This is a genomic window from Pseudomonas sp. SJZ131 (genome assembly GCF_007828705.1).
GTDB classification, from domain to species: Bacteria; Pseudomonadota; Gammaproteobacteria; order Pseudomonadales; family Pseudomonadaceae; genus Aquipseudomonas; species Aquipseudomonas prosekii.
This window is the reverse complement of sequence record NZ_VIVC01000002.1, coordinates 156,434-181,782: the sequence shown is the minus strand read 5'-3', so window position 1 is coordinate 181,782 and position 25,349 is coordinate 156,434. Positions and strand designations below refer to the sequence as shown.

Sequence of the window (25,349 nt, the reverse complement as noted above, 5' to 3'; positions counted from 1 at the left end):
GGCCGACTCATGGAGAGTCGGCCGTTGGGCTTTTATCTGTTCAACCGATTGCAGAGGGTTCTTGATGAAAATGCTTCCCCTACGTGCGGCCATCGCTGCCGCGTTGCTGAGTGTCGCTGTTGGCGTCTCGGCCAAACCCTTGGTGGTCTGCACCGAAGCCAGTCCGGAAGGCTTCGATATGGTCCAGTACACAACTGCAGTCACGGGCGACGCAGTCTCCGAAACCATCTTCAACCGTCTGGTAGCGTTCAAGCCTGGCACCACTGAAGTGATTCCGGCACTGGCCGATTCGTGGGACATCAGCGATGACGGCCTGACGTACACGTTCCACCTGCGCAAAGGCGTCAAGTTTCACACCACCGATTATTTCAAGCCGACCCGCGAGATGAATGCCGACGATGTGGTCTGGAGTTTCCAGCGTCAGTTGGACCCGAATCACCCGTGGCACAAACTGTCGAGCGTGGGCTTCCCGTACTTTGAAAGCATGGGCTTCAAGGAACTGCTGAAAAGCGTGGAAAAAGTCGACGACAACACCGTCACCTTCACCTTGACCCGCCGCGAAGCACCGTTCCTCGCCGACGTCGCCATGGCGTTTTCCTCGATCTATTCCGCCGAATACGCCGACCAGTTGTTGAAAGCGAACAAAACCGCCGACCTCAACAACAAGCCGATCGGCACCGGCCCGTTTGTCTTCCAGCGTTACGCCAAGGACGCCCAGGTGCGCTTCAAGGCCAACCCGGATTACTTCCTCGGCAAGCCACCGGCCGAAGCGCTGATCCTGGCGATCGCCACCGACAACAACGTGCGCCTGCAAAAACTCAAGGCCAACGAGTGCCAGATCGCGCTGTATCCGAAGCCGGATGACATCCCGAGCATCAAGAAAGACCCGAACCTGAAAGTCGATGAAATGAACGCGATGACCGTGTCGTACATCGCCATGAACACCCAGCACAAATACATGAGCGACGTGCGGGTGCGCAAAGCTATCGATATCGCGTTCGACAAGGCGGCTTACGTCAACGCGCTGTTCGGCAAAGGCAATGCGACCGTGGCGGTCAACCCGTACCCGGACACGTTGCTGGGCTACAACCACACGCTGAGCAACCCGCCACGCGACCTCGACAAGGCCCGCGCCCTGCTCAAGGAGGCCGGCGTGCCGGACGGCACCGTGCTGACCCTGTTCACGCGTAACGGCGGCGGCCCGACCAACCCGAACCCGATGCTCGGCGCGCAGATGATGCAGGCTGACCTGGCCAAGGTCGGGATCAAGCTCGACATCCGCGTAATGGAATGGGGCGAAATGCTCAAGCGCGCGAAAAACGGCGAGCACGATATGGTTTCCGCCGGTTGGGCCGGTGACAACGGCGACCCGGATAACTTCCTCACGCCTAACCTGAGTTGCGAAGCGGCGAAGAATGGCGAAAATTACGCCCGCTGGTGCAACGAGAAATTCCAGGCGCTGATCGACGACGCACGCGCTAAAGTAGACCCGGCCGAACGGGCCAGGTTGTACGAAGAAGCCCAAGTGGTCTTTAACCAGGACCAACCTTGGATCAACATGGCCCACACCCGAATGTTTACCGCAATGCGCAACAACGTAGAGGGCTATCACATTAGCCCCCTCACCACGAATAACTTCGCCACCACTCAGGTGAAGTAAATAAGAAAACGCCCGGTGTCTCTGATCCCAGAAACACCGGGCACGCCTAACCGGCTGATGAGGTAGCACACAAGATGTTTAGTTTTATTGCCCGCCGACTGGGGTTGTTGATCCCCACGTTCTTCGGCATCACCTTGCTGACTTTCGCGTTGATTCGCATGATCCCTGGCGACCCCGTGGAAGTGATGATGGGCGAACGTCGGGTCGATCCCGAAATGCATGCCCAGGCAATGGAACGCCTTGGTCTGAACAAACCGCTGTATGCCCAATACCTGGACTACATCGGCAAGTTGGCCCACGGCGACCTTGGCGAATCGCTGCGTACCCGTGAAAGCGTCTGGACCGAGTTCAGCTCTCTATTCCCTGCGACCCTGGAATTGTCCATGGCCGCCCTGTTGTTCGCCGGCATCCTGGGCCTGTTGGCCGGGGTGATCGCAGCACTCAAGCGAGGATCCCTGTTCGACCATGGGGTGATGGGCATCTCCCTGGCGGGATATTCGATGCCGATCTTCTGGTGGGGCCTGATCCTGATCATGTTCTTCTCCGTGTCGCTGGGGTGGACGCCCGTGTCCGGGCGCATCGACCTGCTCTACGACATCGAGCCGCGCACCGGTTTCATGCTGATCGACACCTTGCTGGCGGATGACGTCGGCGCCTTCCTCGATGCGTTGCACCACTTGATCCTGCCCGCCATCGTGCTCGGCACCATCCCGCTGGCGGTGATCGCGCGGATGACCCGTTCGTCGATGCTCGAAGTGCTGCGTGAAGACTACATTCGCACTGCCCGCGCCAAAGGCCTGTCGCCGTCGCGCGTGGTATTCGTCCACGGCTTGCGCAACGCGCTGATTCCGGTGCTGACCGTGGTCGGCCTGCAAGTCGGCGCATTGCTCGCCGGTGCGGTGCTGACCGAAACGATTTTCTCGTGGCCGGGCATCGGCAAGTGGCTGATCGAAGCCATTGGCGCCCGAGACTATCCAGTCGTGCAAAACGGCATCCTGCTAATCGCCTGCCTGGTGATTGTGGTCAATTTCGTAGTGGACATCCTCTACGGTTTTGCCAACCCACGCATTCGTCACCAGCGCTGAGATCACATGACCATGACCACTCCAGCTGCAACTTCAAATCAAGCGGTAACAGTCGATCAAAGCCTGCTGTACCCGTCGCCGTACAAAGAATTCTGGCACGCCTTTTCGCGCAACAAAGGGGCGGTCGCCGGCCTGCTGTTCATGATCCTGATCGTGTTCTGCGCGGTGTTCGCGCCATGGGTTGCGCCGCATGACCCGAGCGAGCAATACCGCGATTTCCTGCTGACCCCGCCAGCCTGGCTGGAAGGTGGGCAACTGCAATTTCTGCTCGGCACCGATGAACTGGGTCGCGACTTGCTCTCGCGGCTGATCCAGGGTTCGCGCCTGTCGTTGCTGATCGGCTTGTCGTCGGTGGTGATGTCGCTGATTCCGGGGATCCTCCTGGGTCTGTTTGCCGGTTTCTTCCCACGCCTGCTCGGCCCGACCATCATGCGTCTGATGGACATCATGCTGGCCCTGCCGTCGCTGCTGCTGGCCGTGGCGATTGTCGCCATCCTCGGCCCTGGCCTGATCAACACCGTGATCGCGATCGCCGTGGTCTCTCTGCCGTCCTACGTACGTCTGACCCGCGCAGCGGTGATGGGCGAACTGAACCGCGACTACGTGACCGCCGCGCGCCTGGCCGGTGCCGGCCTGCCGCGCCTGATGTTCATCACCGTGCTGCCGAACTGCATGGCGCCGTTGATCGTTCAAGCTACTTTGAGCTTCTCTTCGGCGATTCTCGATGCCGCGGCACTGGGCTTTCTCGGTCTTGGCGTACAACCGCCAACCCCTGAGTGGGGCACGATGCTGGCTTCGGCTCGCGACTACATCGAACGCGCCTGGTGGGTGGTAAGTCTGCCTGGTTTGACCATTTTGCTCAGCGTGCTGGCAATCAACTTGATGGGTGACGGCCTGCGCGATGCGCTGGACCCGAAACTCAAGAACGCCGCCTGAGGAGATTCAAATGTCACTGTTAGAAATCAAGAATCTCAACGTTCGTTTCGGCGACGCGACTGCCGTGCCGGTAGTCGATGGCCTCGACATTACGGTGGACAAGGGCGAAGTCCTGGCCATCGTTGGCGAGTCGGGCTCGGGTAAATCCGTGACCATGATGGCGCTGATGGGCCTGATCGAGCACCCGGGGATCGTCACTGCCGACGCGCTGAATTTCGACGGCAAAAACATGCTCAAGTTGAGCAATCGTCAGCGTCGGCAAATCGTCGGCAAAGACTTGGCGATGGTGTTCCAGGACCCGATGACGGCGCTGAACCCGAGCTACACCGTCGGTTTCCAGATCGAAGAAGTGCTGCGTCTGCACTTGAAAATGTCCGGCAAGCAAGCGCGCAAGCGTGCCATCGAGCTGTTGGAAAAAGTTGAAATCCCCGGCGCCGCCAGCCGTATGGATGCCTACCCGCACCAACTGTCGGGCGGTATGAGCCAGCGTGTGGCAATCGCCATGGCAATTGCCGGCGAACCGAAACTGCTGATCGCCGACGAACCGACCACCGCGCTCGACGTAACGATTCAGGCGCAAATCATGGACCTGCTCCTGGCGTTGCAGAAAGAGCAGAACATGGGTCTGGTGCTGATCACTCACGACCTCGCGGTCGTCGCCGAAACCGCTCAGCGCGTGTGCGTGATGTACGCCGGGCAAGCGGTGGAAGTCGGGCAAGTGCCGCAACTGTTCGACATTCCGGCGCACCCGTACAGCGAAGCGCTGCTCAAGGCGATTCCGGAACACAGCCTCGGCGCCACGCGTCTGGCGACGTTGCCGGGCATCGTCCCCGGTCGTTATGACCGTCCGCAAGGTTGCCTGCTGTCGCCGCGCTGCCCGTACGTGCAGGAAAACTGCCGCACCCAACGCCCGACCCTTGACCCGAAAAGCCACAGCCTCGCCCGCTGCTTCTACCCGCTGAACCAGGAGGTGGCGTAATGGCCGTCGTACTCACCGCCCGCGACCTGACCCGTCACTACGAAGTGTCCCGTGGCCTGTTCAAGGGCCACGCGACCGTGCGCGCGCTTAACGGCGTGTCGTTCGAACTGGAAGCCGGCAAGACCCTCGCCGTCGTCGGCGAATCGGGCTGCGGCAAATCGACCTTGGCTCGCGCGCTGACGCTGATCGAAGAGCCCTCCTCGGGCTCGTTGAAAATCGCCGGCCAGGAAGTTGCCGGTGCCGACAAAGCGCAACGCAAGCAACTGCGCAAAGACGTGCAGATGGTGTTCCAGAGCCCCTACGCCTCGCTCAATCCTCGGCAGAAAGTCGGTGACCAACTGGCCGAGCCACTGCTGATCAACACCAATCTTTCCGCCGCCGAACGCCGCGAAAAGGTCCAGGCGATGATGAAGCAGGTCGGCTTGCGTCCCGAGCATTACCAGCGTTATCCGCACATGTTCTCCGGCGGCCAGCGTCAGCGGATTGCCCTGGCGCGGGCGATGATGCTGCAACCGAAAGTGCTGGTGGCGGACGAACCGACTTCGGCGCTGGACGTATCGATTCAGGCGCAGGTGCTGAACCTGTTCATGGATTTGCAGCAAGAGTTCAACACCGCGTACGTGTTCATCTCGCACAACCTGGCGGTGGTGCAGCACGTTGCCGATGACGTGATGGTGATGTACCTCGGCCGCCCGGTGGAAATGGGCCCGAAAAACGACATCTACGAGCGTCCGCTGCACCCGTACACCCAGGCGCTGCTGTCGGCCACCCCGACCATTCACCCGGACCCGAACAAGCCGAAAATCAAGATTGTCGGCGAGTTGCCAAATCCGCTGAATCCGCCGTCAGGTTGCGCGTTCCACAAGCGTTGCCCGTATGCGACCGAGCGTTGCAGCACTGAAGAGCCGGTGTTGCGCCTGCTCGACAATCGTCAGGTGGCTTGCCACTACGCGGAGCAGTTTCTGGAGAAAGGCGCGGCGTGAGGAAATTCTTTTCTGGGAGTGCGTGAGTGGGTGTGTCAGTCGATTTTCAGCTGACTGACAGATTGCCATCGCGAGCAAGCTCGCTCCCACAGGTTTCGCGCTGACAAGTAATGCGTTTGGTTTTACCGACCTCTTCCGCCCCGATTGCGCATCAATCGGGGCGGAAGGGGTTTTCTTTTGCCGGCGATTTATGTCTGGCTGTCGCCTTCGTCTTCGTCAGTCATGGTGTCGTCATCGTCAGCGCTACCGCCCTGGCCTTGATCACCGGGCTCGGATTCAGACTTGGCGATCATCAGGTCAGCGTGGCTCACCTGCCCGCTCGCCGCTTGCTTGTCGTGGTCCGGACACTCCGCCCACGCCCCCGCCGACACACCGACGGACATCATCACCAACACTTTAAACAGCAGCACAATACGTTGAAGAATGCTCATAGCCGTATCCATCCTTAAACAGTGAAGCGTGGGTGTAAGTCACTCTCCAAGTACGACGCCAACGCCCGCCGGGAAGTGCGGCGAATCGGCAGAATGGTTTGGAATAACGCTTATGCCAAAAACTCCTCTGCCTCGCAGTTACGTCGCCCACTGTGGCTTGCTCGCGCTCCCAGCCAACCGGATTTACCAGACACACCGCATGCACAGGTTTCCACGACTGCTGCGCAGCCGAACGCGAGCAAGCTCGCTCGCCACAGGGTTTGTGTTGACCTCACGGAACACACAAACCCCTGTAGGAGTGAGCCTGCTCGCGATGGGGCCTGCGGCTTCAACATATTCATTGGCTGAGCAACCGCTATCGCGAGCAGGCTCACTCCCACAGGGGAATGGGCTGGGCAAAAAACCCCCGAGGCTTTCGCGACGGGGTTATGTGGTTACCGCTCAGAGCATGGACACTCCCCCTGTGGCGAGCAAGCTCGCTCGCCACAGGGTTTGTGTTGACCTCACAGAACACACGACCCCCGGTAGGAGTGAGCCTGCTCGCGATGGGGCCAGCAGCTTCAACATACTTACTGGCTAACCAACCGCTATCGCGAGCAGGCTCGCTCCTACAGTGAGCAATAAAAAACCCCGAAGCTTTCGCGACGGGGTTTTGTGGTTACTGCTCAGCGCTTAGTGATGCTCACGGGTCGCACGGAATTTCACGTCCGGCCAGCGCTCTTCCATCAGCGCCAGGTTGACTCGGGTCGGGGCCAGGTAGGTCAGGTGACCACCGCCGTCGATCGCGAGGTTTTCCACAGCCTTGACGCTGAATTCTTCGAGCTTCTTCTTATCGCTGCAATCGATCCAGCGCGCGGAGTACACGGTGATCGGCTCGTAGGAGCACTCGACCTTGTATTCCTCTTTCAAGCGGCTGGCGACCACATCGAACTGCAGCACACCGACAGCGCCGAGGATGATGTCGTTGCTGCGCTCGGGGAAGAACACCTGCGTTGCGCCCTCTTCGGCCAATTGCTGCAAACCCTGGCGCAGTTGCTTGGATTTCAGCGGATCGCGCAGACGTACACGGCGGAACAGTTCCGGGGCGAAGTGCGGGATGCCGGTGAAACCGAGGACTTCGCCTTCGGTGAAGGTGTCGCCAATCTGGATCGTGCCGTGGTTGTGCAAACCGATGATGTCGCCGGCAAACGCTTCTTCCAGTTGCTCACGCTCGGAAGAGAAGAACGTCAGCGCATCGCCGATCCGCACGTCTTTGCCGGTGCGCACGTGGCGCATCTTCATGCCTTTTTCGTACTTGCCCGAGCAGATCCGCATGAACGCGATACGGTCGCGGTGTTTCGGGTCCATGTTCGCCTGGATCTTGAACACGAAACCGGCGAATTTCTCTTCAATCGGCTCCACGGTGCGCTCGTTGGCGACACGGGCCAGAGGCTTCGGCGCCCAATTGACCACGGCGTCGAGCACGTGATCGACACCAAAGTTGCCCAAAGCGGTACCGAAGAACACCGGGGTCAGTTGGCCGTCGAGGAATTCCTGTTGATTGAATTCGTGACAGGCGCCCTGCACCAGTTCCAGCTGATCGACGAAGCGATCGTACTCGTCGCCCAAATGCGCGCGCGCTTCGTCGGAATCGAGCTTCTCGATGATTCTGACTTCGGTGCGCTCGTGGCCGTGACCAGCGGTGTAGACAATGATGTAGTCGTCGGCGAGGTGATAAACGCCTTTGAAATCGCGATAGCAACCGATCGGCCAGGTGATCGGCGCAGCCTTGATCTTGAGCACCGCTTCGATTTCGTCGAGCAGTTCGATCGGGTCGCGGATGTCACGGTCGAGTTTGTTGATGAAGCTGACAATCGGCGTGTCGCGCAGACGGCAGACGTCCATCAGCGCGATGGTGCGTGGCTCGACCCCTTTACCGCCGTCGAGGACCATCAATGCCGAGTCGACCGCCGTCAGGGTGCGATAGGTATCTTCGGAGAAGTCTTCGTGGCCCGGGGTGTCGAGCAGGTTGATCATGTGGTCGCGATACGGGAACTGCATGACCGACGTGGTAATGGAAATACCCCGCTGCTTTTCCATTTCCATCCAGTCGGAGGTGGCATGGCGGTCGGACTTGCGTGACTTCACCGTGCCCGCAATCGCAATCGCCTTGCCCATCAGCAAGAGCTTCTCGGTAATGGTGGTTTTACCGGCATCGGGGTGGGAAATAATGGCGAAAGTGCGGCGTTTCGCGACTTCGGCGGCCTGTTTGGTCATGGGAAATCGCCTGGCAGGTGATTCAAAAAAGGGCGGCGAGTATAGCCCAAAACACAACCTCCAAACCACCGTTCGCCCTGTAGCAGCTGCCGAGCCTGCGAGGCTGCGTTCGGCGACGAAGTCGTCGTAAAACCAGACGCACGGTGTATCAGGCAGACCGCGACAGGTGACTTGATGACAACTTTGACACCGGACCCAGCCTCGCAGGCTCGGCCGCTGCTACATCGGGTAATCGAGATTTAAGGTGGCTAATTGCTGCCAAGTATGGAACCTTTTAAAAGGTGAAGACGTCCACTCCCCTGCTACAGAACTCGTGCAGGGGCTGAAAAATCAGCAAGTTAGCCTGACGAGGCTGCGCTTATGGCTTGATCTCATGCGGTTTTACCAGCATGAAGAGCTGCTTCTCGCGAACGTTGATTGCCCCGGCAGCCAGTAATGGCATTGCCACAAGGGACTGCGTTCGCCGACCAAGAAAAAAAAGGAGTCCGCCTGTGGCTATTCGCTATGGCAAGGGGCTTATTGGAGGTGCGGTTGTCGTCGCACTCCTGGCCCTGCTGGTCCATTGGATTGGCATCAACACGATCGAACATTACCGCGACGATTTGTTGTTTTACCTGCAAGCTCATTTGATTCTCGTCCTCGCTTCCATGCTGGCCGCCCTTGTAGTGGGCATTCCCGCCGGTATCTTCCTCAGCCGCCCGACCATGGTGGGCCGCGCTGAACGCTTCATGCAGATCTTCAACATCGGCAACACCGTGCCGCCTCTCGCCGTACTGGCCATCGCCCTGGGGATTCTGGGCATCGGCAGCGGTCCTGCGATCTTCGCCCTGTTCCTCGCCTCGCTGTTGCCGATCGTGCGCAACACCTATGAAGGCCTGAAAAACGTCCAGGGTTCGCTCAAGGAAGCCGCCGTCGGCATCGGCATGACGCCCAACCAAGTGTTGTGGCGAGTCGAATTGCCCAACGCCGTGCCGATCATCATCGGTGGCGTGCGCGTGGCCCTGGCGATCAACGTCGGCACCGCACCGTTGGCCTTCCTGATTGGCGCCAACAGCCTCGGCAGCCTGATTTTCCCTGGCATTGCCCTGAACAATCAGCCGCAACTGTTGCTCGGCGCGGCGTGCACCGCCCTGCTGGCCTTGCTGCTCGACGGTCTGGTGACACTCACCAGCCGCCTCTGGCTCGAACGCGGCTTGCGCCCGTCTTAAGCCTCGGCAAAGGAATTGATATGAAACGATTGACCTTGTTACTGGGCTGCGCCCTGCTGTTCGCAGGATTTGCCCAAGCCGCTGAAAAACCGCTGATCCGCATCGGCGCCCGGGTGTTCACCGAACAAACGCTGCTGGCGGAAATCACCTCGCAATACCTGCGCACCAAAGGTTACGACACCCAAGTGACCGGCGGTCTGGGCAGCAACCTCGCCCGCAGCGCTCAGGAAAGCGGCCAACTGGACCTGCTTTGGGAATACACCGGCGTGTCGCTGGTGGCTTACAACCACGTCACGGAAAAGCTCGACAGCGCGCAGTCTTTCGCCAAGGTGAAAGAGCTCGACGCGCAAAAAGGCCTGGTCTGGCTCAGCCCGTCGAAGTTCAGCAATACCTACGCCCTGGCACTGCCGGATACCACGGCCAAGGCCTATCCGCAGATCAACACCATCAGCGAACTGAACACGGTGATGCAGGCTGAGGCGAAGACCAACCACCTCGTCGCCCTCGACACCGAGTTTGCCAACCGTTCCGACGGCATGGCCGGCATGGTCGAGCTCTATGGCATGAACCTGACCCGGAAAAACACCCGCCAGATGGACGCGGGTCTGGTCTACACCGCGCTGCGTAATGGCCAGGTGTTTGCCGGTCTGGTCTACACCACTGACGGTCGCTTGAACGCTTTCAAACTCAAGTTGCTCGAAGACGACAAGCATTACTTCCCGGACTACACCGCCGCGCCAGTGGTGCGTCAGGTCTACCTCGACGCGCATCCCAAGTTGGCCGAAGAGCTCAAGCCGCTGGCCGAGCTGTTCGACGACGCGACCATGCGTGCGTTGAATGCGCGGGTCGATGTCGATCACGAGAGTCCTTCCTCGGTTGCCGCAGATTTTCTGCGCCAGCATCCACTCAACTGACAAGGAAAAGACATGGAATTTTTGAACGCCTTTTCCCATCTCGACTGGCAGCAGGTTTTGCACCTGACCTGGCAGCACATCACGCTGGTCGGCATCGCCGTGACGTTGGCCATTGTTGTCGGCGTGCCACTGGGCGTGTTGATGACGCGCTTCCCGTCGCTGGCCGGCCCGCTGCAAGCGAGCGCCACGGTGCTGCTGACCGTGCCGTCGATCGCGCTGTTCGGTTTGCTGCTGCCGTTCTACTCCAAGTTCGGCCAGGGCCTGGGCCCGATGCCGGCGATCACTGCGGTGTTTCTGTATTCGCTGCTGCCGATCATGCGCAACACCTATTTGGCGCTGACCGGCGTCGAGCCGGGCATTCGTGAAGCCGCGCGCGGCATCGGCATGACCTTCGGCCAGCGCTTGCGCATGGTTGAGCTGCCGATTGCGGTGCCAGTGATTCTCGCTGGCGTACGCACCGCCGTGGTCATGAACATCGGTGTCATGACCATCGCCGCGACCATCGGCGCCGGTGGCCTCGGTGTCCTCATTCTCGCTTCAATCAGCCGCAGCGACATGTCGATGCTCATCGTCGGCGCCGTGCTGGTCAGTCTCCTGGCCATCTTCGCCGACCTGCTTCTGCAATGGCTGCAACGCACGCTGACTCCAAAAGGATTACTCAAATGATCGAACTTCAAAACCTCAGCAAGACCTTCCAAAGCAACGGCAAAGATGTGAAAGCCGTGGACTCGGTAAGCCTGACCGTCAATGAAGGCGAAATCTGTGTGTTCCTCGGGCCATCGGGCTGCGGCAAAAGCACCACGCTGAAAATGATCAACCGCCTGATCAAGCCGACTTCCGGCAAGATCCTGATCAACGGCGAAGACACCACCGACCTCGACGCCGTGACCCTGCGCCGCAACATCGGTTATGTGATCCAGCAGATCGGTCTGTTCCCGAACATGACCATCGAAGAAAACATCACCATCGTTCCGCGCCTGCTCGGCTGGGACAAACAGAAATGCCACGACCGCGCCCGCGAGTTGATGAGCATGATCAAGCTTGAGCCCAAGCAGTACCTGAATCGCTATCCGCGTGAGTTGTCCGGAGGCCAGCAACAGCGCATCGGCGTGATTCGCGCACTGGCGGCGGATGCTCCGCTGTTGCTGATGGATGAGCCGTTCGGCGCGGTCGACCCGATCAACCGCGAGATGATCCAGAACGAATTCTTCGAGATGCAACGCGCGCTGAACAAGACCGTGATCATGGTCAGCCACGACATCGACGAAGCGATCAAGCTCGGCGACAAGATTGCGATCTTCCGTGCCGGCAAGCTGTTGCAGATCGACCACCCGGACACGCTGCTCGCGCACCCGGCGGACGACTTTGTCAGCAACTTCGTCGGCCAGGACAGCACGCTCAAGCGTCTGTTGCTGGTGAAGGCTGAAGACGCTGCGGACAACGCGCCGTCAGTGAGCCCGGAAACCCCGGTGGCCGAGGCGCTGGAGCTGATGGACGAACTGGACCGTCGTTACGTGGTGGTCACCGATGGCGAGAACAAGGCGCTGGGTTACGTGCGTCGTCGCGACTTGCACCGCCAGACCGGTACGTGCGCGCAATACCTGCGCGAGTTCAACGCCACGGCGGCGTTCGACGAGCATTTGCGCATCCTGTTGTCGCGTATGTACGAGTTCAACCGCTCGTGGCTGCCGGTGATGGACGCCGAACGGGTGTTCCTCGGTGAAGTGACGCAGGAATCGATTGCCGAGTACCTGAGCTCGGGCAAATCGCGTGGCGGCAAGACCAGCATCGTTTCGCCCGCCGAGACCGCTGTCGCCTGATCTGACGCCGTCGCGAGCAAGCTCGCTCCCACAGGGGATTTGTGTCGATGCACAGATCCAGTGTGGGAGCGAGCTTGCTCGCGATTGGACCCAACACAAATCCCGCCTGAAACACTTTGATCGTTCCCCCGCTTCGCGTGAGAACAAACATTTGCGGGAACATCACACTGTCACGCAGGTCGGTTACATCAGTACCTGTCGGGCACCGCACGACGGAAGCGTGCAAAAACGCGACATTTTTTGTTGATCTCGCGTCCCTCACGCCCTAAAGTTCGCGCCGAACGTCCATGCTGGAAACGATCCATCCGGCTCAAGTACTGACGACGAGACAGCAAGGTCCCCCGAGGCACAGCGCCCGGGAGACCTTTTTGCTTTCGGCGACATGCCTTGGGAAGTAGGCGAACCAAAGTGGGGATACGGAGGGCGTTCATTTGCACCCATTGATCAATCAGTTTGCCATCAGGAGTTCCCAGCATGTCGATCAACGTCGATGACTATTTCGAACGCGAAACCTTCCAGAAAATGAAGGCGTTCGCCGACAAGCAAGAAACCCCTTTCGTGGTGATCGACACCGCGATGATCAGCAAGGCCTACGACGACCTGCGCGCCGGTTTCGAATTCGCCAAGGTCTACTACGCGGTCAAAGCCAACCCGGCCGTCGAAATCATCGACCTGCTCAAGGACAAAGGCTCGAACTTCGACATCGCCTCGATCTACGAGCTCGACAAAGTGATGGCCCAGGGCGTTGGCCCGGAGCGCATCAGCTACGGCAACACCATCAAGAAATCCAAAGACATTCGCTACTTCTACGACAAGGGCGTGCGCCTCTACGCGACCGACTCCGAAGCCGACCTGCGCAACATCGCCAAGGCTGCACCGGGTGCGAAAGTCTACGTGCGCATTCTCACCGAAGGCTCGACCACCGCTGACTGGCCACTGTCGCGCAAATTCGGCTGCCAGACCGACATGGCCATGGACCTGCTGATCCTCGCCCGCGACTTGGGCCTGGTGCCTTACGGCATCTCGTTCCACGTCGGCTCGCAACAGCGCGACATCAGCGTCTGGGACGCGGCGATTGCCAAGGTCAAAGTGATCTTCGAGCGCCTGAAAGAAGAAGACGGCATCGTCCTCAAGTTGATCAACATGGGCGGCGGCTTCCCGGCCAACTACATTACCCGCACCAACAGCCTGGAAACTTACGCCGAAGAAATCATCCGTTTCCTCAAGGAAGACTTCGGTGACGACTTGCCGGAAATCATCCTCGAACCGGGCCGTTCGTTGATCGCCAACGCCGGCATTCTGGTCAGCGAAGTGGTGTTGGTTGCGCGTAAGTCGCGTACTGCCGTCGAGCGTTGGGTGTATACCGATGTGGGCAAGTTCTCCGGCCTGATCGAAACCATGGACGAAGCCATCAAGTTCCCGATCTGGACCGAGAAGAAAGGCGAGATGGAAGAAGTGGTTATCGCCGGACCGACCTGCGACAGCGCCGACATCATGTATGAAAACTACAAGTACGGTCTGCCGCTGAACCTGGCGATTGGTGATCGTATGTACTGGTTGTCGACCGGTGCCTACACCACCAGTTACAGCGCCGTCGAATTCAATGGCTTCCCGCCGCTGAAGTCGTTTTACGTGTAACTGACGTTTCGGATTACCGCGCGAGATAAAAAACCCATGACAGTGTCATGGGTTTTTTTATTGCCCAGGTTTTGTCAGAAGACTCTGGCCATCTTCAACAGTTGGTCAGACATTGATTTGACTTCATTCAATGAGCCGGTGATCAACGGCATCGATGCCTTGGCGCGCATCATTGTTTGATGTGGATGATGAGTGGCCAGCGACTGCTTGGCTTCATCAAGCATATAAGTCCAGCGATAACAGAAATCACTGAGATTGCCGACGGCAGTACTGACTTGTCGGTAAAGATCATTCAAACGGTCCATGTGCGCCTCGGCCATTTGCCGCCGTTGCCATTGCGGATACGGTTGGCCTGGATCGTAGTCCATACCGGGCAATCCGATCCGACCCAAAGTGTAATAAGCCTCGATCTTGGACATCGGCCCCTCGGTGCTTAACGGCAATGTCAGTGATTCAATGAACCGAATGAAAATACTGTGGATCGATGCTTCAAGTTGAGTCACCTGCACCTTGAAGTCGGTCACCGCATTTTGGCAACGTTCAAGCCGCGCATAGAGTTCGCGCAGCACATCAATAATATTGGCACGCGGTGCATTGCCCCAGCCGGCAGACCTGACCACCGCAAACTGCAGAGGATCAATCGCCGAAATGGCCGAACGCCGATTCGCGCTGACACTGACAATCACCTGAAACTGGCGAATAAAGCCACTCACCTCCTCCAACGTTCGGGCGGATACTTTGCCCAGGCAAGGCACGGTAATACCGATTGCGCGCCAACACACGGCGTTTTCACGCGCGACTTGAGTCAATGCCTGAGAGTCGGGCCGTGGCAGCAATGTGTACCCGGAGCGGGCGATTGAATCTGAAAACCGGTTGATCTCTTGAAGTGAAGTGGGCAAGTCATTCAAAAAAACAACGTATTGCTTTAACGAGGCAAAATTCTTTTCTGCCAATAAATAATCCAGCATCAGTCTCTCCTTGATCTGATAAAACCTCGACTGCCAGCGTCAAGTTCCACACCGGCAGCGCGAGATCAATGGTGGATCAACGCATTGGCATCGATACTGGCGCAAGAAACCTGATGAACAACGCTGCCTGAGCCTTGAATGCGTTGGTCATAGTTTCGATATCGGTGAATTGCGCCGGAGCGGTGGCGGTCAGAAATTGCTGATAGGCGTTCACTGCGCCGCTGTAGATATCGGCATATGTCTGGCGCGAGTCTTCAATCAAAAGAATGGCCTGCAAGTACTTCATCCTGCCTAGCGAGGCCTGAATGATCGAGTTCTCGACATCGATCTTCTCGATTTGGGCATCAATCTTCAGTTTCAACTTGTCGCTTTCACGAAGCATGTCGATGAAAGCAATCGACTTGCTCGCGTCGATCAACGTTTTCTTCAATTGTTCGATTGCCATCATCACCAACTGTATCTCCGGAGGCGCAAGGCCCAACTGAGTGACTTTACTCAGCGTCAGTTCAATATCCTTGGCAAGGTCTTCGATGCCTGCCTTTTGCAGCGTAGCAACGGCATCGGAAAGGATTTGACGTTCATCTCGCAGAGCCTGCAACTGTACTTGCAGCTCAGCGAGTTGGTCTTTCGCGACTTGTTCGTCGTGAGCGAAATCAGCAAGGTAAGTCTGGACCAGACGCCGATCAAATGAATCACTGATGTTCCCAAGACATCCCTGAAGCCTGGCCGAATGAACTTTGATGGTCGCGGCTGCGCGCTGCAGAAGTTGCCGGCGATCACCGTCAATTTCTTCGATCACTTGAGGGTCGCTTTCGCCCAAGCGTTCCTGTTCCAGGCTTTCAAGTGACTCCAGCAATGTTTCGAGTTCGTATTGACTGGTTTGGCTAGCGCTCTGTAACGCGCTGCTGCCCTGGCCAACCTCTTTGACGATGCTATCGAAGCGACCAAACAGATCCGGCAAATAACCGAGTTTTACCTGCCAGCCGTGTGCCTGAGTGCGGGCACCACGCATTTGTCCGTGACTGGTACTCAAGGTCGCCAGATCCAACGGTGGATAAGCGGCGTTGAACAAACTTGCAACTTTCATCGAGCGTGCTCCCTTCAGGTTATTGCGCGAGTATTCTTCCTGAGCTTCCTTGAACACCTGAATCAGCGCGTCGGCATCGGTCTCGATTTTCTTCCATGGATTGACCACCAGCCTGAATTGCGTAATGAACTGCCGCAGGGACAATGCGTTATTGATGGTGGCAATAGCTCTGGAAGAATTTTCAACGGCGATGTACAAGAGATTCCAGGTATAGATGAGGTTTTTCGTTGCAATGTCGGCATCGATCGCCACGATTTCCAGACTTTGCAAGTCATGCTTTACTCGCGCCAAAGAACCCAGCGTCTGATTCATGTTATTGAATCGCAGAATGTCTTGATCCTGGACCGCATACAGCTCATTACGCGCCGCCCGGATGTTTTCCGCCTCTACCCCCATGTAGATGGCCATCGCCAAACCAACTATGTTCATACCCGCTGCCGCTTTCAGTGCTTCCTGGACGGCAGCTTTGTACTCGGTGTTCTTCAGTTCGATTTCCTTGGCGCGATCATCAATTTGCGTCTGGAGCCGTTTGATCTCTGCCGACAAGGTATTTTTCTGGATCAAATCAACTCTGTGCTGGATGCCGGGCAGAATATATTCCTGAAGATCCGAACCAAACGCATCGAGGTCGGTTTTGATACCTTTGGTAACTTGCAGATTTTTATCGACCTCTTCGAAGATTCGATCAAGGAAATAACCCAAGTCGCTCAGCGTGTCGCTCTCCAGTTGCAGACCGGGAAACTTGTCACCCAACTCAAGCTCCACCAGCCTGAGTTGTTCAAGGGTTTTAATATCCCGTGCATCCAGCAGTTTTCCAGCCCTGACGTCGGCATAAACCTCTTCAATTGAAGCACTGTAAGTCAACAAGCTTGTCGCAAAGTTACTGAGTCCACGACCGGTCATCATGATGCGTTCGCGCAAGTCCGTCCAACGCGCGGCATGGTTGTGAGTATTGAGGAAGGTGGTCAGGAAATCCGCAGGCGACAGCCCCGGCCCGCCATCTTGACCGACACCGAAACGCAAGTAGTCGGTCACGTCTTTCAAGTTGCGCGGGAGTCTGAAAGCCGCCGCTTGATACTTGTGCAGGTCGATAATATGTTTCTTGGTCAATAACAGTCCCGTGGCGCGGACTTCGCTGTTGGCGTCTGACGCCGAAGCATTGATCAAGCGTGCCGGAGCCTCTGCCGCGTACTGCATGATCTGATCGGGAGACGCGTTCTTCAGAGCACCATCCCACAAGTTATTAGCAGACATAATTATTCCTTTAATTAGTCAAAATGAGTTATCAAGCAATTGAATGCGCAGCGAGAGTTTCAACTGAAACCAAACTTCGCGATCTGAATAGAACACAACATGGCACGACACAGAAGTGCAGAATCAAGAAGATATATTTATAAAAGATTCCAACTAACTATTAGTGGCAGCGAAGCCAATTGTCACTCGCCCGGTTGATTGGCCGCCCGTGCGCGATATTCCACCGCCATGGCTTGCACTTGCGCGTGCGGCGCGCTCGACAATGTTTGTGCAGCGTTAACCAGAAATGCCGAATGCCCCGCGAGCATTGCCCGGCGATACCACAGCAGGGCTTCTTCGATGTCCGAGAGTTCCACCAGAACGCTGGCGTAACTGAATTGCCCACGAAAATCGCCGCCCAGCGCCGAACGTCGATACCAGTCAAACGCGGTCACTGGGTCGGCCGGGCAATACTGACCCTCTTCCAGATAACGTCCGAGCAAGTTCATCGATTTCGCATGGCCCAGTTCCGCAGCACGGCGATAAAGACTCAACGCTAGCGCCTGATCTTCAACAACGCCGCGCCCGGTCGCCAGCAGGTTGGCGTAGTTGTACATCGCCCAATCCAGGCCGCTTTCAGCTGCAACACGATAATGCGCGGCGGCAATCGAAGCATCGGCAGTGCAACCCCAGCCATGCTCGTGGCAGCGCCCGAGCATGTTGCGCGCCATCAGGTGACCACCCTTGGCGGCGATGGCGAACCAGCGCACGGCCAGTGGCTGATCCTGCGCGATGCCCTGCCCGTCGAGGAGGATTTGCCCGAGCAAGGCCTGGGCGTCGAGCACGCCTTCACGCGCGGCGATCAGGATTGCCTGGGCGGCGCGCGCCGGGCTCTCTTCGAGCATGGCTTTGAGTTGCTCGCCGTCGAGGACTTCCTCGCGGCGCAATTGGAAGGTCATACCTCGACCCAGCGCCGCAGCAAATTGTGATAGGTGCCGGTGAGGCGGATCAGCGAAGGATGGTCGGGCATGTCCTGGGTCAGTTGCTGGATCGCGCCGTCCATTTCGTAGAGCAAGGTGCGTTGGCTGTCTTCGCGGACCAGGCTTTGCGTCCAGAAAAACGCGGCATAACGCGCGCCGCGCGTGACGGCGTTGACCTTGTGCAAGCTGCTGCCGGGGTACAGGACCATGTCGCCGGCCGCCAACTTCACGCGTTGCGTGCCGAAGGTGTCGTGGATTTCCAGTTCGCCGCCGTCGTAATCCTCCGGCTCGCTGAAAAACAGCGTCGCCGACAGGTCGGTGCGCACCCGCTCGATGCTGCCCTTGGGCTGACGCACGGCGTTGTCGATATGAAAGTCGAAACTGCCGCCCGCCGTATAGCAATTCAGCAGCGGCGGGAACACCTTGTGCGGCAGCGCCGCCGACATGAACTGCGGGTTGGCCCACAAGCGCTCAAGCAGCGCCGCGCCGATTTCCTTGGCCAGCGGATGACCTTCAGGCAATTGCAAGTTGTGCTTGGCTTTGGCCGACTGGAAACCGGCGGTGATTTTGCCGTCGGCCCAATCCGCCTGCTCCAGCGCCTCGCGAATGCGCTGCACTTCTTCTTTCGCGAACACGCCGGGAATGTGCAGCAACATGACAACGACACCAGAACTCGAAGGGCCGCCAATGGTATTGATTCTTATTGACTGTGTAAAACCCCGCAGACGAACGAATCAGCAGAAACCGTAAGGACAAATTGTAAAGAATGTAAATTCGTCTCAAATAGCAACGTTTCGCAATTGATACAAATACCTGTTTACCCTATATTCCGCGACCTCAAATCCTTGGGGAGGGGAATTCCAATGTCACGCCAACAACCACAATTACCGGTCAGTTCACCGCGTTTGCTCGCGTCTGCAATTGGCGTGGCGATCACTGCCGGCTCTGCTGGCCACATGGTTTTCGCTGCCGAGAAGACTGACGAGAAAGCGCCGAACAACGCGATTTCCCTCGACGCGACCGCGATCACTGGCGAAGCCCAGGACGCGACGGCCTATAACGTCGAAAAAGCCTCCTCGCCCAAGTACACCGCACCGTTGGTGGACACGCCGCGCTCGGTCACGGTAATTCCGCAACAAGTGCTCAAGGACACCGGCGCACTGAACATGCAGGACGCGCTGCGCACCGTGCCGGGCATCACGTTCGGTGCCGGTGAAGGTGGCAACCCGCAGGGCGACCGGCCGTTCATCCGTGGTTTTGATGCGCAGGGCGACACTTATCTGGATGGCGTGCGCGATACCGGTTCGCAGAGCCGCGAAATCTTCGCCGTCGAATCGATTGAAGTCAGCAAGGGCCCGAACTCCGCCATCGGCGGTCGCGGCGCGGCGGGCGGCACGATCAACCTGGTGAGCAAAAAAGCGCACTTGGGCGATTCGTTCGACGGTGGTTACACCTTCGGCTCCGACCAGACTCAGCGCTACACCATGGACGGCAACTATCAGTTCTCCGACAGCGCTGCCGGCCGTCTGAACCTGATGAGCCACGAAAGCAATGTCGCTGGCCGCGACAAAGTCGATTACGACCGCTGGGGCATCGCGCCTTCGCTGGCATTCGGCTTGGGCACCGACACCCGCGTCAACCTTGATTACTACCATCTGGAAAGCAACGACACGCCAGACTCGGGCATTCCGTACTCGATCCCGACCGCTGGGTCGGCTGCGCGGAACAAGTCCAACCCGGACAAACCGAATGCCGGCGGCGACCACAACAATTTCTACGGCCTCGACCGTGACTTCCGCAAGGGTCGCACCGACACCGCGACGTTCGCCATCGAGCACGATTTGAGCGACGCGCTGACCGTCAAGAACACCCTGCGCCACGGCAGCAGCATGCAGGATTACATCCTCACTCAGCCCGACGACAGCAAGGGCAACGTCAATAACGGCAGCGTCTGGCGCCGGGCCAACACCCGCGTGAGCAACACCGAAACCACCACCAACCAGACCGATCTGTTTGGCGACGTGTACATCGCCGGGTTCAAGAACAGCTTCTCGACCGGCATCGAGTTCAGCCGCGAGGAAAGTCAAAAGTCCTCGTACAGCGTCAACACCGACACCACGCCGCGCACCGCCGCGGCAACCACCAACTGCAACCCGGCGTTGATCGGCGCACCGAGCGGCTACAACTGCACCTCGCTGGCCAATCCAAACCCGAACGATCCGTGGAACGGCGCGATCTCGCGCAACTACGCCGGCACCGACACCAAGGCCAATACCTACGCGTTGTATGTGTTCGACACGCTGGAATTGTCTGATCAGTGGCTGGTGAACATGGGCCTGCGCTACGACCATTTCGACACCCAGTACAAAACCTACAACGGCGCCGGCACCACCACGGCCAAGGGCGATGACGTCAGCGAGTTCGTCACCGGGCAGTTCGGCGTGGTCTACAAGCCTGCCGAAAACGGCAGCATCTACGCGTCTTACGCCACTTCGGCGACACCACCGGGCGCAACCCTCGGCGAAGGCATGGACGGCAACCCGCTGGGCGGCTCGACCGATCGCAGCGGCAACTTGCTGAGCAGCGACATGGAGCCGGAAACCACCAAGAACTACGAAGTCGGCACCAAGTGGGATTTCCTCGACGAGCGCCTGTCGCTGACCGCCGACATCTTCCGCACCGAGAAGGACAACGCTCGTGTGCAGGTCGACACCACGTCGTATGAAAACGCCGGCACCACCCGCGTGCAAGGTGTCGAACTGTCGGCGACCGGCAAGCTCACCGACAAATGGCAGGTGTTCGCCGGTTACGCGTTCATGGACAGCGAGCAAGTCGACGGCGGCCCGCTGGGCAAGGCCAACGATGGCAATCAGCTGCCGAACACGCCGAAAAACAGCGCCAGCCTGTGGACCACTTACCAGGTCACGCCGAAGCTGACCATCGGTGGCGGCGCGTTCTATGTTGATGAGGTTTTCGGCAGCGTCGCCAACACGACGATGGTTGATTCCTACGTTCGCTACGACGCGATGGCCGCTTACAAGCTGAGCAAAAACGTCGATCTGCAATTGAACGTGCAAAACCTCACCGACGAAACCTACTACGACAAAGCGTTCTCGACCCACTTCGCCAACCAGGCCGCCGGGCGCACCGCATTGCTGAGCACCAACTTCCACTTCTGACAGCGCAATACCCTGTAGGAGCAAAGCTTGCTCGCGAAAGCGTCGTGTCAGACAACATCGATGTCGACAGACCCGGCGCCGCCCTTCGTAGGAGCAGAGCTTGCTCGCGAAAGCGGCGTGTCAGGCAACATCGATGTCGACTGACCCGGCCCCGCCCCTCGTAGGAGCAGAGCTTGCTCGCGAAAGCGGCGTGTCAGACAACATCGATGTCGACTGACCCGGCGCCGCCCTTCGTAGGAGCAGAGCTTGCTCGCGAAAGCGTCGTGTCAGGCAACATCGATGTCGACAGACCCGGCCTCTTCGCGAGCAAGCTTTGCTCCTACAGAAGCAGAGGCGGAAACCGCAGCCGGCCCCGTTCATCCAGGTGAACGGGGCTTTCGCGCGTAATAAAGAAGGTTTCTCGACAACCCACGGCATAATGCGCGCCGTGATGACTATTTTCGAACGAACAAGGCGAGCGACGTGTTGAAGAAAACCCTGTTCCAGTTGCACTGGTTTTTTGGCATCAGCGCCGGACTGATCCTGGCCCTGATGGGCATCACCGGGGCAACGGTATCGTTTCAGGATGAAATCCTGCGGGCGCTCAATCCTTCTGTGCTGCAGGTGGAAAAACAGGTCGCCGGGGTCCTGCCGCCCGCCGAACTGGTCGAACGCGTCGAAGCCGCCTCCGGCAAGAAAGTCTCGATGCTCTGGGTCGAGACCGACAGCGGCAACGCCGCCCGCGTGTTCTTCACCCCGCCACCGGGCGAACGTCGCGGCGAGATGCGCTACTTCAACCCGTACACCGCCGAATTCATGGGCGACGCCACTGGCCAGGGCTTCTTCGGCTTCGTCCTGCAACTGCACCGCTTCCTCGCAATCGGCGACACCGGTCGGCAAATCACCGGCGCGTGCACGCTGATCCTGGTGTTCTTCTGCCTCTCCGGGCTGTACCTGCGCTGGCCGCGCCAATGGAACAAATGGCGCGCCTGGCTGACCCTCGACTGGCAGAAAAAGGGCCGCAGTTTCAACTGGGATTTGCACTCGGTGGCGGGCACCTGGTGCCTGCTGTTTTACCTGTTGGCGGCGCTGACCGGGTTGACCTGGTCTTACGAGTGGTTCAACAAAGGCGTCACGCAATTGTTGTCGGACGCACCGCAAAACGAGCGCGTGCGCAACCGTGGTCCGGCGCCGAGCGGCCCGGCGCCCACCGCCGATTACGCGGCGATGTGGAGCAGCATCTACAGCGCCGCCGGCCCGCAACTGTCCGCTTACAACATCCGCATGCCGCCCGTGGCCGGCCAACCGGCGACCGTGTTCTATCTGCTGAACACTTCGCCGCATGACCGCGCGCTGAACCAGATCAGCCTCGACCCGGCCACCGGCATCGTCAAACGCCATGATCGCTACAGCGACAAGAGCCTCAAGGCGCAGTTGCTGACGAGCATTTACGCGCTGCACACCGGCAGTTATTTCGGCATCGTCGGGCGGATTATCCTGACGATTACCGCGCTGAGCATGCCGCTGTTTTTCGTCACCGGTTGGTTGCTGTACCTCGACCGTCGGCGCAAGAAACGCCAGATCAAGGATGCGCGCCAAGGCCTGGTGCAGCCGGGCAGCGATGCGCCGGCGTGGCTGATCGGTTTCGCCAGTCAGAGCGGTTTCGCCGAGCAATTGGCCTGGCAGACCGCCGGCCAGTTGCAGGCCGCCGGATTGCCGGTGAGGGTTGCGCCGCTGGCCAATGTCAGCGAGCAGGATCTGCTTGATTCCAGCAACGCGCTGTTTGTGGTCAGCACCTTCGGCGACGGCGAGGCGCCGGACAGCGCCCGTGGTTTCGAGCGCAAAGTGCTGGGCCGGGCGTCGAGCCTGCACAGCCTGAACTACGCAGTGCTCGGCCTCGGTGATCGGCAGTATCAGCACTTCTGTGGTTTCGCCCGGCGCTTGCATAACTGGCTCGGCGAACACGGCGGCAAGACCTTGTTCGCGCCGGTGGAAGTCGACAGCGGCGACCCCTACGCCTTGCGTCACTGGCAGCAGCAATTGGGCCTGCTGACCGGACAGGCGCCCGTGGACACTTGGCAAGCGCCGAGCTACGACAACTGGACGCTGACCCGGCGCAAACTGATGAACCCGGACAGCAGCGGTGCGCCGGTGTACCTGATCGGCCTGAGCGCGCCGAACACCAGCAGTTGGCTGGCCGGCGATCTGGTGGAAGTGATGCCGCGCAATTGCCCGTGGGCCATCGAGCATTTCCTCGACGGTCTGGGCATTGATGGTCGCGCGATGGTCGAACTCGACGGCCTCGCGCAACAGCTGGATCAGGCACTCGCCACCCGCCAATTGCCCGAGAACCGCTCGCATCTGGTTGGTTTGCACGCACAGGCCCTGGTGCAGGCATTGGTGCCGCTGGCGATGCGCGAATACTCCATCGCCTCGATTGCTGCTGACGGCATTCTGGAACTGATCGTGCGCCAGGAACTGCACCCCGACGGCAGCCTGGGCATCGGGTCTGGCTGGCTGACCGAACACGCGCCCGTGGGCGGCAGCATCAGCTTGCGCGTGCGGCGCAACAGCAGTTTCCATCTGCCGGTCGAACCCGTGCCGATGATTATGTTGGGCAACGGCACCGGCCTCGCCGGGCTGCGCAGTTTGCTCAAGGCGCGGATTGCCGATGGCCAGCAACGCCATTGGCTGCTGTTCGGCGAGCGCAATCGCGAGCATGACTTTTTGTGCCGCGACGAGCTTGAAGGCTGGTTGATCGAGGGTGATCTGGAGCGGCTGGACCTGGTGTTTTCGCGCGATCAGGAAGAGAAGGTTTACGTTCAGGATCGCTTGCGTGAATCGGCGGACCTGTTGCTGAAATGGCTGGATGACGGCGCGGTGATCTACATCTGCGGCAGCTTGCAGGGCATGGCGTCCGGCGTGGACCACGTGCTCAACGAACTGCTCGGGATTGAAGCGGTAGACCGCTTGATCGAACAAGGCCGCTACCGTCGCGACGTCTATTAAAGCGCCCCCTCACCCTAACCCTCTCCCCAAAGGGGCGAGGGGACTGACCGAGGTGTTCTTGGAGCTACATCGACCTGAAATATCGAGTCGACCTCAGGTCTTGAAACAACGCGAATCTGCCTCTCCTCCTCCCCACTTGGGCGAGGGGACTGACCGAGGTGTTCTTGGAGCTACATCGACCTGAAATATCGAGTCGACCTCAGGTTCTGAAAACATGCGGCTTCGAGCCGAACACTGACCTCGAACACGACAGAGATCGGCCCCCTTTCCCCCTCTCCCCTCTGGGGAGAGGGTTGGGGTGAGGGGTCGATTTCAAGCCAAACACCAAAACTCCGCCTACAGTAAAACCTCCCTCCCCTTCACACGGACGTGAAGCATGCCCACCCGCCCCAACCCCGACCAGCGCCAATTCGCCCGTCAATTACGCGCTAACCAAACCGACTGCGAACTCCTGCTCTGGCAGAAGTTGCGCGCCCGACAAATCGCCAATCTGAAATTTCGTCGGCAGTTTCCATGCCCGCCATATGTGCTGGATTTCTACTGTGCCGAATTGAAATTGGCGATAGAACTTGATGGTGGGCAGCATTATGAAACCTCGGGCAGGATTCATGATCAGCGGCGCACGCACTACCTGTGGCAGAGAGGGATTGAGGTTGTCAGGTTCAGCAATCTGGAGGTGATTGAGCGGATGAGTGAGGTGCTGGAACAGATCATCAGGATTGCTGCGAATCGAATGCCGTGATTCTGATCTGAAATCGCCCCTCACCCCAGCCCTCTCCCCAAAGGGGAGAGGGAGCCGACCGAGGTGTCTTGCGTTAAACATCGACCTGAAAGATCGAGCCGAACTCAGGTTTTGAAAACGATAGCAATCAGCTCCGTCTCCCCTCTGGCAAAAGGGAGCCGACCGAAGTGTCTTGCGCTACACATCGACCTGAAAGATCAAGCCGAACTCAGGTTTTGAAAACAAGCGGCTTCGAGCCGAACCCAGACCTCGCAGACTACAG

The 25,349-nt window shown here is 58.7% G+C and carries 19 protein-coding genes; 13 read left to right on the top strand and 6 right to left on the bottom strand.

Annotated elements, in window-relative coordinates; genetic code table 11:
* Nucleotides 1-64 precede the first annotated feature (64 nt).
* From FBY12_RS07680 to FBY12_RS07660, 5 genes are all read left to right on the top strand, one after another.
* Entirely contained in the window at nt 65-1,660 is a 1,596-nt protein-coding gene (locus FBY12_RS07680; protein ID WP_092273380.1) for an ABC transporter substrate-binding protein, read from the top strand.
* Between the two features lie 74 nt (nt 1,661-1,734).
* Entirely contained in the window at nt 1,735-2,745 is a 1,011-nt protein-coding gene (locus tag FBY12_RS07675; protein WP_145252511.1) for an ABC transporter permease subunit, read from the top strand.
* Nucleotides 2,746-2,757: 12 nt separating this feature from the next.
* Nucleotides 2,758-3,681, top strand: coding sequence for an ABC transporter permease subunit (locus FBY12_RS07670; RefSeq protein ID WP_101208689.1), 924 nt, complete (start codon nt 2,758-2,760; stop codon nt 3,679-3,681).
* Nucleotides 3,682-3,691: 10 nt separating this feature from the next.
* Nucleotides 3,692-4,660 carry an ABC transporter ATP-binding protein gene (locus FBY12_RS07665; protein ID WP_121733602.1) on the top strand — a complete coding sequence of 323 codons (969 nt, stop codon included), beginning with the start codon at nt 3,692-3,694 and terminating at the stop codon, nt 4,658-4,660.
* Nucleotides 4,660-5,643, top strand: coding sequence for a peptide ABC transporter ATP-binding protein (locus tag FBY12_RS07660; protein ID WP_092273389.1), 984 nt, complete (start codon nt 4,660-4,662; stop codon nt 5,641-5,643). The genes FBY12_RS07665 and FBY12_RS07660 overlap by 1 nt, the downstream gene beginning before the upstream one ends.
* A gap of 188 nt (nt 5,644-5,831) precedes the next feature.
* Here FBY12_RS07660 and FBY12_RS07655 read toward each other — a convergent pair whose 3' ends face one another.
* A complete protein-coding gene (locus FBY12_RS07655) occupies nt 5,832-6,074 on the bottom strand; it encodes a hypothetical protein (protein WP_145252510.1) in 243 nt (80 codons plus the stop codon).
* A gap of 672 nt (nt 6,075-6,746) precedes the next feature.
* Nucleotides 6,747-8,330 (bottom strand): peptide chain release factor 3, encoded by a 1,584-nt coding sequence (locus tag FBY12_RS07650; RefSeq protein WP_121733604.1) that lies wholly within the window; start codon nt 8,328-8,330, stop codon nt 6,747-6,749.
* A gap of 491 nt (nt 8,331-8,821) precedes the next feature.
* On the opposite strand from FBY12_RS07650, the gene FBY12_RS07645 reads away from it, so the two are divergent.
* From FBY12_RS07645 to FBY12_RS07625, 5 genes are all read left to right on the top strand, one after another.
* Nucleotides 8,822-9,538 (top strand): ABC transporter permease, encoded by a 717-nt coding sequence (locus FBY12_RS07645; RefSeq protein WP_121733605.1) that lies wholly within the window; start codon nt 8,822-8,824, stop codon nt 9,536-9,538.
* A 20-nt stretch (nt 9,539-9,558) separates the two neighbouring features.
* A complete protein-coding gene (locus FBY12_RS07640) occupies nt 9,559-10,452 on the top strand; it encodes a glycine betaine ABC transporter substrate-binding protein (RefSeq protein ID WP_121733606.1) in 894 nt (297 codons plus the stop codon).
* Nucleotides 10,453-10,464: 12 nt separating this feature from the next.
* On the top strand, nt 10,465-11,118 hold the full coding sequence (locus tag FBY12_RS07635; protein WP_121733607.1) for an ABC transporter permease: 654 nt from the start codon (nt 10,465-10,467) through the stop codon (nt 11,116-11,118).
* A complete protein-coding gene (locus FBY12_RS07630) occupies nt 11,115-12,272 on the top strand; it encodes a betaine/proline/choline family ABC transporter ATP-binding protein (RefSeq protein ID WP_121733608.1) in 1,158 nt (385 codons plus the stop codon). Before FBY12_RS07635 ends, FBY12_RS07630 begins: the two co-directional genes overlap by 4 nt.
* A gap of 474 nt (nt 12,273-12,746) precedes the next feature.
* Complete coding sequence (locus tag FBY12_RS07625; protein WP_121733609.1) at nt 12,747-13,910, top strand: type III PLP-dependent enzyme; 1,164 nt, start codon at nt 12,747-12,749, stop codon at nt 13,908-13,910.
* 74 nt (nt 13,911-13,984) lie between these two features.
* On the opposite strand, the gene FBY12_RS07620 is transcribed toward FBY12_RS07625, so the two are convergent.
* From FBY12_RS07620 to FBY12_RS07605, 4 genes are all read right to left on the bottom strand, one after another.
* Nucleotides 13,985-14,878, bottom strand: coding sequence for a hypothetical protein (locus FBY12_RS07620; protein WP_145252509.1), 894 nt, complete (start codon nt 14,876-14,878; stop codon nt 13,985-13,987).
* A 76-nt stretch (nt 14,879-14,954) separates the two neighbouring features.
* Nucleotides 14,955-17,219, bottom strand: a complete 2,265-nt coding sequence (locus tag FBY12_RS07615; protein ID WP_145252508.1) for an alpha-xenorhabdolysin family binary toxin subunit A — start codon at nt 17,217-17,219, stop codon at nt 14,955-14,957.
* A gap of 182 nt (nt 17,220-17,401) precedes the next feature.
* Nucleotides 17,402-18,157, bottom strand: a complete 756-nt coding sequence (locus FBY12_RS07610) for a tetratricopeptide repeat protein (protein WP_145252507.1) — start codon at nt 18,155-18,157, stop codon at nt 17,402-17,404.
* The gene (locus FBY12_RS07605) at nt 18,154-18,834 is read right to left on the bottom strand and encodes a Fe2+-dependent dioxygenase (RefSeq protein WP_145252506.1); all 681 of its coding nucleotides are present in this window, start codon (nt 18,832-18,834) and stop codon (nt 18,154-18,156) included. The genes FBY12_RS07610 and FBY12_RS07605 overlap by 4 nt, the downstream gene beginning before the upstream one ends.
* Nucleotides 18,835-19,041: 207 nt before the next feature.
* Between FBY12_RS07605 and FBY12_RS07600 the strand changes: the two genes are divergently transcribed.
* The 3 genes from FBY12_RS07600 (at nt 19,042) to FBY12_RS07590 (ending at nt 25,087) form a co-directional block, all read left to right on the top strand.
* Complete coding sequence (locus FBY12_RS07600) at nt 19,042-21,357, top strand: TonB-dependent siderophore receptor (RefSeq protein WP_145252505.1); 2,316 nt, start codon at nt 19,042-19,044, stop codon at nt 21,355-21,357.
* A gap of 462 nt (nt 21,358-21,819) precedes the next feature.
* Nucleotides 21,820-24,345, top strand: coding sequence for a sulfite reductase flavoprotein subunit alpha (locus tag FBY12_RS07595; protein ID WP_145252504.1), 2,526 nt, complete (start codon nt 21,820-21,822; stop codon nt 24,343-24,345).
* Nucleotides 24,346-24,721: 376 nt separating this feature from the next.
* Nucleotides 24,722-25,087: an endonuclease domain-containing protein gene (locus tag FBY12_RS07590; RefSeq protein WP_145252503.1), complete on the top strand. Its 366-nt coding sequence runs from the start codon at nt 24,722-24,724 to the stop codon at nt 25,085-25,087.
* The last annotated feature ends 262 nt before the right edge of the window (nt 25,088-25,349 follow it).